Source organism: Pseudomonas sp. S2_C11, from assembly GCF_054668395.1.
Genome location: NZ_CP162765.1, coordinates 179,647 through 193,013, shown reverse-complemented (window position 1 = coordinate 193,013; position 13,367 = coordinate 179,647). Strand labels below are relative to the sequence as shown.

General features: G+C 62.5%; 8 protein-coding genes. 5 read left to right on the top strand and 3 right to left on the bottom strand.

All coding sequences use genetic code 11. The features are described from left to right. Positions 1 to 282: 282 nt before the first annotated feature. Together AB4N48_RS00925 and AB4N48_RS00920 are read right to left on the bottom strand one after the other, a co-directional pair. Positions 283 to 1,215 carry an NAD-dependent epimerase/dehydratase family protein gene (locus tag AB4N48_RS00925; RefSeq protein ID WP_375122755.1) on the bottom strand — a complete coding sequence of 311 codons (933 nt, stop codon included), beginning with the start codon at positions 1,213 to 1,215 and terminating at the stop codon, positions 283 to 285. Beyond that, a complete protein-coding gene (locus AB4N48_RS00920) occupies positions 1,208 to 2,092 on the bottom strand; it encodes a sugar nucleotide-binding protein (RefSeq protein ID WP_130902598.1) in 885 nt (294 codons plus the stop codon). The genes AB4N48_RS00925 and AB4N48_RS00920 overlap by 8 nt, the downstream gene beginning before the upstream one ends. Positions 2,093 to 2,394: 302 nt before the next feature. Here AB4N48_RS00920 and AB4N48_RS00915 point away from each other — a divergent pair, with 302 nt between their 5' ends. After that, positions 2,395 to 6,681: a DEAD/DEAH box helicase gene (locus AB4N48_RS00915; protein WP_460094634.1), complete on the top strand. Its 4,287-nt coding sequence runs from the start codon at positions 2,395 to 2,397 to the stop codon at positions 6,679 to 6,681. A gap of 116 nt (positions 6,682 to 6,797) precedes the next feature. Here the strand turns inward: AB4N48_RS00915 and AB4N48_RS00910 are convergent, their stop codons facing one another. Beyond that, positions 6,798 to 8,900: a mechanosensitive ion channel family protein gene (locus tag AB4N48_RS00910; protein ID WP_095181940.1), complete on the bottom strand. Its 2,103-nt coding sequence runs from the start codon at positions 8,898 to 8,900 to the stop codon at positions 6,798 to 6,800. Between the two features lie 387 nt (positions 8,901 to 9,287). On the opposite strand from AB4N48_RS00910, the gene AB4N48_RS00905 reads away from it, so the two are divergent. From AB4N48_RS00905 to AB4N48_RS00890, 4 genes are read left to right on the top strand one after another with little or no spacing between them, the layout of a single operon-like run. Continuing rightward, the gene (locus tag AB4N48_RS00905; protein ID WP_056790764.1) at positions 9,288 to 10,214 is read left to right on the top strand and encodes a DUF72 domain-containing protein; all 927 of its coding nucleotides are present in this window, start codon (positions 9,288 to 9,290) and stop codon (positions 10,212 to 10,214) included. Then, on the top strand, positions 10,211 to 11,008 hold the full coding sequence (locus AB4N48_RS00900; RefSeq protein WP_460094633.1) for an endonuclease/exonuclease/phosphatase family protein: 798 nt from the start codon (positions 10,211 to 10,213) through the stop codon (positions 11,006 to 11,008). The genes AB4N48_RS00905 and AB4N48_RS00900 overlap by 4 nt, the downstream gene beginning before the upstream one ends. Further along, positions 11,005 to 12,279 carry a cardiolipin synthase ClsB gene (clsB, locus tag AB4N48_RS00895; RefSeq protein WP_423520144.1) on the top strand — a complete coding sequence of 425 codons (1,275 nt, stop codon included), beginning with the start codon at positions 11,005 to 11,007 and terminating at the stop codon, positions 12,277 to 12,279. Before AB4N48_RS00900 ends, clsB begins: the two co-directional genes overlap by 4 nt. Next, positions 12,276 to 13,265, top strand: a complete 990-nt coding sequence (locus tag AB4N48_RS00890; RefSeq protein ID WP_041477676.1) for a lysylphosphatidylglycerol synthase domain-containing protein — start codon at positions 12,276 to 12,278, stop codon at positions 13,263 to 13,265. Before clsB ends, AB4N48_RS00890 begins: the two co-directional genes overlap by 4 nt. The last annotated feature ends 102 nt before the right edge of the window (positions 13,266 to 13,367 follow it).

Sequence of the window (13,367 nt, the reverse complement as noted above, 5' to 3'; positions counted from 1 at the left end):
TACGCAGTCGATCGGGGAATAACATTCCCTCGCCACAGGAATAGCGATATTCCGGCCGTGAAAAAGGCGCCTGTTGCAGGGCGCCTTTTTCATTTGGTGCTGAGTCATGTGGGGCGTTGGAGGCCCGGGCCCCTCACCCCAGCCCTCTCCCGGGGGAGAGGGAGCCGATTTGTGTGTTGTTCAAAACCTGAGTTCGACTGGGTATCGCAAGTCGGCGTACTTCTCACAAACACCTCAGTCAGTTCCCTCTCCCCCTGGGAGAGGGCTAGGGTGAGGGGCTTCTCAGGAGCGCCCGAGCAAGCGCGCCAGGCCCACACTCATCGGCGTCTGCGGCGGCATTTCAAAGCGCTGCAGCAAGCGTCGGTTGTCAGCCCGCGAATGGCGGATATCACCCGAACGCGCCGGCCCGTAGCTCACGGGCGGCAGTTCACCGACCACTGATTTCAACGCTTCGAGCATCTGCTTCAGGCTCATCGCCTGATTCCAGCCAACATTGACCGCGCCCTCCTGCACTTCAGGCTTTTCCAGCGCCTGCACCAGCAAATCGACCAGATCACCGACATAAAGAAAATCGCGGGTCTGCTCGCCATCGCCAAATACGGTGATCGGCAAACCTTTCGACGCACGTTCGCTGAAGATGCTGATCACCCCGGAATACGGCGAGGACGGATCCTGGCGGGGGCCGAAGATGTTGAAGAAGCGGAAAATCGCCGGCTCCAGGCCATGCTGGCGACGGTAGAAATCGAAGTATTGCTCACCGGCCAGTTTGTCCGAGGCGTAGGGTGTCAGCGGCGCTTTTGGCGTGTCTTCATCAATCGACTCGCCCTCGCCATTGTTGCCGTACACCGCCGCGCTGGAGGCATACACCACGCGCTTGACCCCGGCCAGACGCATGGCTTCGCAGACATTCAGGGTGCCGATGAAATTGCTCTGGTGGGTTTTCACCGGATCGTCCACCGAGGCCTGCACCGAGGCCACGGCCGCCAGATGCGCGACAGCGTCGCAGCCTTGCATGGCGCGGGCGACCAAAGCGGCATCGGCGACATCGCCGACCACCAGTTCGACCTTGGAATTGTCCAGCGGCAGGTTGCTGCGCTTGCCGGTCGACAGATCGTCAAGCACGCGTACCGCATAGCCCTTGGCGAGCAAGGCATCGGTCAGGTGCGAGCCGATGAATCCGGCTCCGCCAGTGATTAGAACCGTTGCTTCAGCCATGTCGGTAGAACCTGTCCAATAGACCCGGGAGTGCAGCACGCCAGGCGCGCGGTTTGATCCCGAAAGTGTGGAGAATTTTCTTGCAGGCCAGCACTGCATGTTGCGGCTCTTCGGCGGCGTCCGGGCGCGCGGCATGTGCCTGCGCAGTCGGTGCTTCGATCGCCAGCGGATGCAGGCTGCGTGCTTCGGTGAGAATCGCCTGGCCCAGCGCCAGCGGGGTGGTCGCTTCGTGGCCGGCGTAATGGTAAGTGCCCCACAGCGGCGCGGCGCAGTCGAGTTGCTTGAGCACGGAGATGATCACTCGCGCGGCGTCATCGACCGGAGTCGGATTGCCGCGACGATCATCGGCCAGCAACAACTCTTCGGGTTGTTCCGCACGGGCGAGGAAGCGTCCGAGGGTGCCGTCCGGGCTGTCGTCGAGCAGCCAGCCGAAACGCAGCAGCACATGTTGCGGGCAGGTCGCGCGCACACTTTGCTCGATGCGCCACAAGGCCTGACCGCGCAGGCCCAGCGGCACCGGTTCGTCTTTTTCGCTGTAGGCCGTGGCCCGCGAGCCGTCGAACACGCGATAGCTCGACGGCTGCACGAGGACAATGTTGTGGTGCTGGCACAGTTCGGCCAGACGCTCGATGGCGCGTTCCTGGCCAGTCATGCGGCTTTCGCTGACGCTCTCGGCCTGGAACCAGTCGAAATAGTAGGCGAGATTGATCAACGCATCGGGACGGGTGTCGTCGAGCAATTGGGTGAGGCTCGCGGCATCCCAGCCGTTTTCGGGCGGGCGGGGGGCGAGGAAACCGATGTCTTCTTCCGCACCGAGGCGAATCAGCGCCTGCCCAAGGGCATTTCCGCCGCCCAGTAACATAAGGCGCATTCGCATAGAGTCAGCAGGCCCAGTCTGATTGGAACGATGGCTTTAGCGACGGTTCTCGTGGAACAGTCGTCGATAATTGCCGGAATCGTTGCATTTTGCGGGTTTAGTGCGCAACCGTCATCCGTAAAGTGTAGATGCGCGGATTTGTATTGAGGCAACCGGCCTCATCGCTGGCAAGCCAGCTCCCACAGTTTTGTGCCAGGCATGAATCCTGTGGGAGTTGGCTTGCCGACGATGAGGGCCTGACTGTCGCTGAAGATCTCCAGCGGTACTTGCATCTTCCCGCCCCCGCCCGCATAACTTCAGTCATGAATCTGCCCCTCCCCGCCAACAGCGCGCTGGCCGGCTTTCACCCCGCCGTCAGCGCCTGGTTCAACAAGACTTTCCCGGCGGTCACCGCCGCTCAGGCCCGTGCGTGGCCGTTGATTCGCCAGCGCCGTTCGACGCTGATCGCTGCGCCCACCGGTTCGGGCAAGACCCTGACCGCGTTCCTCGCCGTGCTCGATGAGCTTGTGCACCGAGGGCTGGAGCATCCTGACGGTCTGCCCGCCGAAACCCTGGTGGTCTATGTCTCGCCGTTGAAGGCACTGTCCAACGACATTCAGATCAACCTGCAGAACCCGCTCGCTGGCATTACCGCGCATTTGCGCGAAATGGGCCTGCCGGAGCTGACCATCACCACCGCCGTGCGCACGGGCGACACGCCACAGAAAGACCGCGCCGCCATGCGCAAGACCGCGCCGCACATTCTCGTGACCACCCCGGAATCGCTGTACGTGCTGCTTGGCTCGGAATCCGGGCGCAAGATGCTCGGCACCACGCGCACGGTGATCATTGACGAAATCCACGCCATGGCCGCGGGCAAGCGCGGCAGTCATCTGTCCTTGAGCCTTGAACGGCTGCAAGCGTTGTGCGCCGAACCGCTGACCCGCATCGGCCTGTCCGCGACGCAGAAACCGGTAGAAGCCGTGGCGCGGTTTCTGGTCGGTCACGATTGCCCCTGCGAAATCGTCGACATTGGCCACGCCCGCCCACGAGACCTGGGTATCGAAGTGCCGCCGGTGCCGTTGTCGGCAGTGATGGCCAACGATGTCTGGGAACTGGTGTACGAGCGCCTCGCAGAACTCGCTCGCGAGCACCGCACCACGCTGATTTTCGTCAACACCCGACGCCTTGCCGAGCGCCTCAGCCGGCATCTGAGCGACCGCCTCGGCAAGCAGGCCGTGGCGGCGCACCACGGCAGCCTGGCCAAAGAGTTTCGCCTCGATGCGGAACAGCGCCTCAAATGCGGCGAGCTGCAAGTGCTGATCGCCACTGCATCACTGGAGCTGGGCATCGATATCGGTGAAGTCGATCTGGTCTGCCAGATCAGTTCACCGCGTTCGATTGCTGCGTTTCTGCAACGAGTCGGTCGCTCCGGACACCAGGTCGGCGGCACGCCCAAGGGGCGTTTGTTCGCCACCACCCGCGACGACCTGATCGAGTGCGCCGCCCTGCTCGACTGCGTGCGCCGGGGCGAGCTGGATACGCTGCACATTCCGGAAAAACCGCTGGACGTGCTGGCGCAGCAGATCATTGCCGAGGTCAGTTGCCAGGAATGGTCGGAGGACGCGTTGCTGGCGATGTTCCGCCGAGCCTGGCCCTATCGCGACCTCGACGAAAAACACTATCAGGCCCTGCTGAGCATGCTCGCCGAGGGTTACAACGGCCGTCAGGGCATCCGCAGCGCCTACCTGCACCGCGACGCCGTCAGCCGCACATTACGTGGCCGGCGTGGCGCGCAACTGACCGCCGTGACCAGTGGCGGCACCATCCCGGACAACGCCGACTACAGCGTATTGCTAGAACCCCAGGGCTTGAACATCGGCAGCGTCAACGAAGATTTCGCCGTGGAAAGTATCGCCGGCGATGTGTTCCAGCTCGGCAATACCTCGTATCGCATTCTGCGGGTAGAGAGCGGCAAGGTGCGGGTCGAGGATGCGCAGGGCATGCCGCCGACCATTCCGTTCTGGCTCGGCGAAGCGCCGGGGCGCAGTGATGAACTGTCGGCGGCCGTCGCGCGCCTGCAAGCGCAGTTGGACGAATTGCTCAGCGCCAGCCCCGGCAATCTGCAACCGGCGCTCGACTGGCTGACCGCCACACTCGGCCTCAACCTCGCCAGCGCCGAGCAACTGGTCGAATATCTGGCGCGCGCGCGGCAAACCCTCGGCGCCCTGCCCTCGCAGGACACGCTGTTGATGGAGCGGTTTTTCGACGAGTCCGGCGGCACCCAACTGATCATTCACACGCCGTTCGGCAGCCGCATCAACCGCGCCTGGGGCCTGGCCTTGCGCAAGCGTTTCTGCCGCACCTTCAACTTCGAGTTGCAGGCCGCCGCCAGCGAAGACGCGATCGTGCTGTCGCTGTCCACCAGCCACAGCTTCGAGCTCGACGAAGTCTGGCGTTACCTGCACAGCAACAGCGCTGAACACACGCTCATTCAAGCAGTGCTTGATGCGCCATTGTTCGGCGTGCGCTGGCGCTGGAATGCCGGGGTGGCGCTGGCGTTGCCGCGTTTTACCGGCGGGCGCAAAGTCGCTCCGCAACTGCAACGGATGAAAAGCGAAGACCTCATCGCCAGCGTGTTTCCCGACCAGATCGCCTGCCTGGAAAACCTCGCCGGCGAGCGCGAAGTCCCCGAACATCCGTTGGTGGAACAGACCCTCGACGATTGCCTGCACGAAGCTATGGACAGCGAAGGCTGGCTGACCCTGCTGCGGCGCATGGAGCGTGGCGAGGTGCGCCTGATCGCCCGGGATTTACCTGCGCCGTCGCCGCTGGCGGCAGAAATCCTCAGCGCCCGCCCCTACACGTTTCTCGACGACGCGCCGCTTGAGGAACGCCGCACCCAAGCGGTGATCAACCGACGCTGGAGCGATCCGCAGTCGACCGACGACCTCGGCGCGCTGGACGCCGACGCGATCACGGCGGTGCGCGAAGAAGCCTGGCCGTCGCCCAATTCCATGGATGAAATGCACGAAGCGCTGATGAGCCTCGCCTGCATCAGCGATGCCGAAGCCCGCGCCAATGTGGGTTGGCCGGACTGGCTGCAAACGCTGATGGCCAGCGGCCGCGCCTGCCTGTTGCAGATCGACGCCGAGCATCAGTTATGGCTGGCCCGCGAACGCTTGAGTTGCCTGCAAGCACTTTATCCACAGGCGACGTTGGCAAGCGCAGCAGTCGTGCTGCCCGGCTTCGACGACGCATGGGCATTCGATGAGGCGCTGGTCGAAGTGATCCGCGCCCGTCTCGGCGCCTTTGGGCCAATCCCGTTGCCGGCCATCGCCGAGCCGCTCGCCCTGCCCGCCGCGCAAGTGAGTCAGGCCCTCGCCCGACTGGAGCGTGAAGGCTACGTCTTGCGCGGCCAGTTCACGCCGAACAGCGCGATTGAAGAATGGTGCGAACGCCATCTGCTCGCGCGCATCCATCGCTACACGGTCAAGCGCCTGCGCCGGGAAATCGAACCGGTGGCATTGCAGGACTTCATGCGTTTTCTGTTCGACTGGCAGCATCTGACGCCGGCCACCCAAGGTCAGGGCAGTGCGGTGCTGCCGGCGATTGTCGGCCAGTTCGAAGGTTATCCGGCGGCAGCCTCGGCATGGGACAGCGACATCCTGCCGGCACGCCTCAAGGACTATTCGCCGAGCTGGCTGGATGAACTGTGCCGCAACGGCAAACTGGTGTGGACGCGCATCAGTGCACGGCAGAAAGTCAGCGGCTCGGCATTGCGCAGTACACCGATTGTGCTGCTGCCGCGCAGTCAGGTGGGTTTGTGGAGTGCGTTGGCTGAGCAGACGCCAGTGAGCGAGTTATCGCCGAAAACACAGAAAGTCTTTGAGGCGCTGAGTCAGCATGGCGCGCTGTTTTTCGATGAGTTGATTCATGAAGCGCGCCTGCTGCGCAGCGAACTGGAAATCGCCCTGCAGGAACTGGTCGCCGCAGGTTTGGTGAACGCCGACAGCTTCGCCGGCCTGCGCGCGCTGATCACGCCGGCAAGCAAGCGCCAGCAGCGCAGTAGCCGACGCGGGCGCGGCGCGTTTATCGGCGGCATGGACGATGCCGGGCGCTGGGCATTGCTGCGCCGGGGTTCGTCAGCAGATGCCGCCGAGACACTCGAACACGTCGCCATGACCCTGCTGCACCGCTACGGCGTGGTGTTCTGGCGCTTGCTCGAACGCGAAGCGGACTGGCTGCCGAGTTGGCGGGAATTGCTGCGCACCTTTCATCGTCTGGAGGCGCGGGGCGAGATTCGTGGCGGGCGGTTTGTCAGTGGTCTGGCTGGCGAGCAGTTTGCCTTGCCCGAAGCCATTCCCTTGCTGCGCGAAGTACGCCGACGCCCGCAGGACGGCAGCCTGGTGGCGGTGTGTGGGGTTGATCCATTGAATCTCGCCGGGACGTTGTTGCCCGGGGTGAAAGTGCCGGCGCTGGTGAGCAATCGGCTGGTGTATCGCGATGGGGTGCCGGTGGCCGCGGTGATTGCCGGCAAGCAGCAGGTTTGGGTAGAGCTGGATCCGATAGCCATGGGACAACTGCATGCCAAGCTGATCCGGCATTGAGAGTGTTCGCACCGGCGTCTTCGCGAGCAGGCTCGCTCCCACAGTCCAATCCCATTGCCCCTGTGGGAGCGAGCCTGCTCGCGAAAGCGCCGGCCCTGTCTCTACACAAACAGGCGTCAGGTCCGCGACTCCTGCGGCACCTCACCCGCAACCACCGCCCCCTCCTCCTGTCGCTTTGGCAACAGAACCTGCTGTGGATAAGTCTGCGCAAAATGCACATTGGGTGTGTTATCCACAAGCTTCTTCAAGCGCTGGTTGAACGCGCGGCTCACCGCATATTGCCCACCTGACACCGTGCGAAATTGCGCCGTCAACACCACGCCGTTCAAGTCCATTTTGTCCACGCCAAACACATCCAGCGGCCCTTGCAGGTTGTACTTGAGGAACGGGTCTTCGCGGATCGAATCACCGGCCTCGCGAATCAGCTCAATGGCTTTGTCGACATCGGTGTCGTAGGTGAACTGCACCGAGAAAAATGCGAAGGCGAACTGGCGTGATTGGTTGGTCACAGCCTTGATCTGGCCGAACGGCACCGAGTGCACAAAACCCTTGCCGTCCCGCAGGCGCAAGGTGCGGATGGTCAAACCTTCCACGGTGCCGGCGTGGCCGGAATCGAGCACCACCCAGTCGCCGATCGACAGGGTGTCTTCGATGATGATGAACAACCCGGTGATGACGTCCTGCACCAGTTGCTGCGAACCGAAACCGATCGCCAGACCGACCACGCCCGCACCGGCCAGTAGCGGCGCGACGTTGATGCCGAGGTTGGCCATGGTGGTAATCGCGCAGATCACCACGAGGATGATTTTGATCGCGTTGCGCAGCAGCGGCAGGATGGTTTTCACCCGCGTGCTCGGCTGGCGTGCCGCGCGTTTGCTCAGCGGCGGTTTCAGCGCTTCCTGAATCGCCGTGTCGAGCACCACCCACAGCAGCCACGTCACCAGGAAGATCAGGCCGATGCTGCTCAAGGCGTTGCTGATCGCTCGACCGACGGTGCTGCTCTGGGCGAAATCGAGCAACGACACGCCCCAGATCCGCCCGAGAATATCGATGAACACAATCGCCATGACGATGCGCAGCAACGCATGCAACAGGCTGAGAAAGCGTTCCTTGTAGGCACTGCTGCGCTGGATCGCTTCGGCTTTGCGCGACTTGAACAGGTGCTGCAACACCGTGCTGAGAAACACCGTGGCGATCAGCAGCACGGTGGTGAACAAGGCACAGCGCAGGGCTTTCTGATTGTCCTCGCCGATGCCGATCAGGCTGACTGCCGAGACCAGCACCATCAGCACGATCGGCCAATACCACAGCCCGGAAAATATCCGCAGCGACTCCTGCAGCGACGGTTGTTTCAAACGCTGACTGAGCGGGCGATTGCGGATCAGATGCGCCACGGGCCGGCGCAGGCGAATCACCAGCAAACCGAAAATCACCGAGGCGATCAGCCCGGTGAACACGGCGATGCTGCTGGTGATATTGCCGCCCAGTTGCCGGGCGATCTGCGGGCTGGTCAGGGCATCGCTGAGCGCGGCGAGAAAGCCGATGAGGAACAGCGGGCGCGGGCAGTATTCACGGATGATTCGCGCGGCGGCGCGCTTGTGCCCGACGTTGAACATCACCACCACGCACAACAACATCGATGTGGAGAAGATACCGCTGCTGGTGGCATAGGCCAGACACAGCGCCAGCGCACGGCCCACCGAAGCTTGCAGAAAATGGCTGACATACAGCGTCAAAGGCAGGCAGATCAGCGCCGGCACGGTGTACGGCAGCACGTAGCCGAGCAGATCCTGACTGCGCTGGCGGGTGCGCAACCAGCGGCCCTCACGCAGACGCTTGGCCAACAGACTGCCGAGCACGGTGAGCAGGGCGAAACTGCCCAGCCACACTCCCGACAACGTGAGGAAATCCCCGGCGACGCTCCAGCCCGAGCGATTCGACGGTTGCTTGACCAGCCGATCGACCTCATCCGCCGCGCGGTCAGCACGCAGCCGCCAGGCATCGACCAGGTGTTCGTTGAGATCGAGTTTTTCCTGCACATCGTCGATGCTCGTACTGATCGCCCCGAGCAGACCGCCCTGCACCAGCGGTTCCGGTTCGGCGGGTTTTTCCGCCGTATCGGCGGCAGCCGGAACGCCCGGTAGCGCGACGGCTTGCGATGTGTTGACGCCCAAGCACAGCAGCGCTCCCAGCAGAATGGCGATCCTGAAATTGCGCAAAGCTCCGATCTCCCGTGGCTGACCCTGGTAAGGAACTGATCGGTAATTGCGCGGCAAGTTCAAGAGCCCCCTCACCCCAGCCCTCTCCCCCAGGAGAGGGAGCCGACCGAGTTGCATGACCAAAATCACCAACTGCACGTCTTGAGTCGAACTCAAGTCCTGAAGACCATGAAAATCTGCTCCCTTCACAGTCGTACGCGATTTCAGGAGGCATGAAGATCTGCTCCCTTCCCCCTCGCCCCCTTGGGGGAGAGGGTTGGGGTGAGGGGGTAAGCTCTTGATCTTCGCTTCACCCGCGACCGTCCGTAACGCCACCGAAACTTTCCCGCCCCCGCCGCAGTCATCACAGAACATCGGCAACACGAGGACTTTCTACGGGAGGATGGGATGGCGACGATTCACATCGGTATTTCAGGCTGGCGCTACGCCCCGTGGCGCGGGGATTTCTACCCGAAGGGACTGGCGCAGAAGCGCGAATTGCAGTTCGCCTCCCGCGCGGTCAACAGCATCGAAATCAATGGATCGTTCTACGCCCTGCAACGCCCCGAACGTTACGCCCAGTGGTACGCCGAAACGCCCGATGACTTCGTGTTCAGCGTCAAGGCGCCGCGCTTCATCACCCACGTGCGCCGCTTGCGCGAAATCGAAAAGCCGCTGGCGAATTTCTTCGCCTCGGGCGTTCTGGAACTGAAGGAAAAACTCGGGCCGATCCTTTGGCAGTTTCCGCCGAATTTCAAATTCGACGCCGAGCGCTTCGATCACTTTCTCGCGCAACTGCCCCACGATACCCAAGCCGCAGCCGCCCTCGCCCGCCAGCACGACTCGCATCTTCCCGGCCACGCCAGCGTCAAAGCCTGGCGCAAGAAACCGCTGCGCCATGCGGTGGAAATCCGTCATGAAAGTTTCATCGATCCGGAATTCGTGCGCCTGCTCAAGCGCCATAACACCGCGCTGGTCATTGCCGACACCGCCGGCAAATGGCCGTACCGCGAAGACCTCACCAGCGACTTCGTCTATCTGCGCCTGCACGGCGCCGAAGAGCTCTACGCCAGCGGTTATTCCGAGCAAGCGCTCAAGCGCTGGGCCGAGCGCATCGACGCCTGGCATCACGGTAAACAGCCAGAGGACGCCCACCTGATAGCCCCACGCCTGAAACCCCGCGCGCGCAAATCCCGCGAAGTGTTCTGCTACTTCGACAACGACATCAAAGTCCGCGCGCCCTACGACGCACGCAACTTGTTGCAGCGCTTGGACCTCGACAAAGACCTCGCCACAACTCCCGGGCAAGTCGCCGCAGAAGGAGTTCTGTCATGAGCATTCCCGAACCGGTCGGTTTCACCGACGAAGGCTCCGTGGTTGCGCCCTCGGTGCGCACCTTCACCATACTGACGGTCAACACCCACAAGGGCTTCACCGCGCTGAACCGGCGTTTCATCCTGCCGGAGCTGCGTGAAGCGGTGCGCAGCGTCGCCGCCGACGTGGTGTTTCTGCAGGAAGTCCACGGCACGCACGAGCAGCATCCGAAACGCTACGACAACTGGCCGACGATGCCGCAATACGAATTTCTCGCCGACAGCCTCTGGCCGCAATTCGCCTACGGGCGCAATGCCGTGTACCCGGCGGGCGACCACGGCAATGCGCTGCTGTCGAAATTCCAGATCATCCGCCACGACAACCTCGACGTGTCGATCAGCGGCCATGAAAACCGTGGCCTGCTGCATTGCGTGCTGCGCCTGCCTGGCGACGGCACCGAAGTGCATGCGATCTGCGTGCATCTGGGCCTGCGCGAGAGCCACCGCAACGCGCAACTGGATCTGCTGATGCAACGTCTCGCCGAATTGCCCGCTGATGCCCCGGTGATCGTCGCTGGCGATTTCAACGACTGGCGCCAGCGTGCCGATGCGCAGCTCAAGCCCTGTGGCCTGCGCGAAGTGTTCGCCGAGCGGTACGGCAAACCGGCGCGCAGTTTTCCCGCACGGCTGCCAGCGCTACGACTCGACCGCATCTACGTACGCAACCTCAAGGCCAGCCGCCCGAAAGTTTTGACCAACCGGCCCTGGTCCCACCTTTCCGACCACGCACCGTTATCGGTGGAGATTGAACTATGAACAGTGCGCCACTGGAAAAATCCGCCGTCGACCCGGTCCCGCTGAACCCGCCGGTGCGCGAGCCCGGCCACGTTGACGTCGAGTATCAATGGCACAGCAACAACCGCGTGCAATTGCTGGAAAACGGCGAGGAATATTTCCCCCGGGTATTCGAAGCGATGCGCGCAGCCAAGAGCGAGATCCTGCTGGAGACCTTCATCGTTTTCGAAGACAAGGTCGGCGCCGAGTTGCAGCAAATCCTCATCGAAGCCGCCCAGCGCGGCGTGCGCACCACGGTCAGCCTCGACGGCTTCGGCTGTGGCGAGCTGAGCACCGGCTATCTGTCGGCCTTGAGCGATGCCGGCGTGCATCTGCAAATCTTCGATCCGGCGCCAAAGCATTTGGGCATCCGCACCAACTGGTTCCGCCGCTTGCACCGCAAGATCGTAGTGGTCGACGGCTTGATCGCGTTCATTGGCGGGATCAATTTTTCCGGCGATCACCTGGCCGATTTCGGCCCTGAAGCCAAGCAGGATTATTCGGTGGAGATCCAGGGCCCGGTGGTCGCCGATATTCATCACTTCGCCCTGCTGCAAAGCGGTCGTCCCGGACGCGCGCGGTTCTGGTGGCAGCGCCGGCGCCAGCGCCTGGAGGAAATGGCCTTCACCGATCACGACGGCCAGGTACGTCTGGTGTTCCGCGATAACGATCAACACAACACCGATATTGAAGACGTCTATCTGCAGGTGCTGCGCAAGGCCAAGCGCCGGGTGATCATTGCCAACGCCTACTTCTTTCCCGGTTACCGGCTGCTGCGTGAAATCCGCAACGCCGCCCGCCGTGGCGTCGAGGTGCGGCTGATTCTGCAAGGCCAGCCGGACATGCTCGTAGCCAAACTGGCAGCGCGCATGACCTACGATTATCTGCTGCGTGCCGGCGTGCAGATTCACGAATACTGCCAACGCCCGCTGCACGGCAAGGTCGCGCTGGTCGACGATGACTGGAGCACCGTGGGCTCGAGCAATCTCGACCCGCTGAGCCTGTCGCTGAATCTGGAAGCCAACGTGCTGATCCGCGACCGCGCGTTCAATCAGCACCTGTACGAACGCCTCGAAGACCTCAGCCAGAACCACTGCAAGGCCATGGACGCCAAGCTGTTGCCGCGCGGGCGCATCTGGCACATGACCGTGGGCTTTCTCGTGTTCCACTTCCTGCGGCACTTCCCGGCCATGGCCGGTTGGCTGCCGGCGCATAAACCGCGTCTGAAGCCTTTCCGAGGTGCGCGTCCATGAGTCATTCCGAAGTCCATTCCGATAGCCATTCGACACAAGCGGCGCCGTCGAAATGGAGCCGCTGGAAACGTCCGCTGACCATCCTGTTTTTTCTCGCGCTGATCGTCTTGCTGACGATGTTCGCCACGCGCATCGAATGGGCCGAGGTGCTGGAGACCCTCGCCGATTTCAAGGTGCGCACACTGATCATCGCCGCCAGCCTGACCCTGCTGAGTTTTCTGGTGTACGCCAGTTTCGACCTGATCGGCCGCACTTACATTCGGCAAGACCTGACCTGGAAGCAGATCCTGCCGGTGGGCATCATCAGCTACGCCTTCAACCTCAATCTCAGCGCCTGGGTCGGCGGCATCGCCATGCGTTATCGCTTGTATTCGCGGCTGGGCGTGAGCAAAGGCAACATTGCCAAGATTCTCGGCCTGAGCCTGGCAACCAACTGGTTCGGCTACATGACCATCGCTGGCGTAGTGTTCAGCAGCGGTCTGGTGACTATGCCGCCGGGCTGGAAACTCAGCAGTTCGGCCTTGCAACTGGTCGGGGTGTTATTGCTGCTGGTCAGCGCCGGCTATCTGGCGGCGTGTCAGTTTTCCAAACGCCGCGAGTGGTCGATTCGCGGCGTGGAAATCAACCTGCCGTCGCTGCGCATGGCGGTGCTGCAATTGCTCTTGGGCGCGTTGAACTGGTCGCTGATGGCGGCGGTGATCTTCACTCTGCTGCCAAGCAAACTGGATTATCCGCTGGTGCTTGGGGTGCTGTTGATCAGCGCGATTGCCGGGGTCATTACGCACATTCCGGCGGGGCTGGGTGTGCTGGAGGCGGTGTTCGTGGCGCTGCTGCAGCACGAGGCGTCGCGCGGCAGTCTGGTCGCGGGATTGCTGGCGTATCGGGCGATTTATTTTCTGCTGCCGCTGTTGATCACGGTGGTGATGTATCTGGTGGTGGAGGCCAAGGCAAAGGCACTGCGGATCGAGAAGAAACCCACACATTAGAATCAAGATCAAAAGATCGCAGCCTTCGGCAGCTCCTACATTTGAAATGCGTTCAACCTGTGGGAGCGAACCTGCTCGCGAAGGGGCCGGTACTCGCGACAG

Bases quoted from the DNA above. Each gene is read 5' to 3' on its own strand.
- AB4N48_RS00925 (WP_375122755.1), bottom strand. From the start codon at position 1,215: ATGGCTGAAGCAACGGTTCTAATCACTGGCGGAGCCGGATTCATCGGC.
- AB4N48_RS00920 (WP_130902598.1), bottom strand. From the start codon at position 2,092: ATGCGAATGCGCCTTATGTTACTGGGCGGCGGAAATGCCCTTGGGCAG.
- AB4N48_RS00915 (WP_460094634.1), top strand. From the start codon at position 2,395: ATGAATCTGCCCCTCCCCGCCAACAGCGCGCTGGCCGGCTTTCACCCC.
- AB4N48_RS00905 (WP_056790764.1), top strand. From the start codon at position 9,288: ATGGCGACGATTCACATCGGTATTTCAGGCTGGCGCTACGCCCCGTGG.
- AB4N48_RS00900 (WP_460094633.1), top strand. From the start codon at position 10,211: ATGAGCATTCCCGAACCGGTCGGTTTCACCGACGAAGGCTCCGTGGTT.
- clsB (WP_423520144.1), top strand. From the start codon at position 11,005: ATGAACAGTGCGCCACTGGAAAAATCCGCCGTCGACCCGGTCCCGCTG.
- AB4N48_RS00890 (WP_041477676.1), top strand. From the start codon at position 12,276: ATGAGTCATTCCGAAGTCCATTCCGATAGCCATTCGACACAAGCGGCG.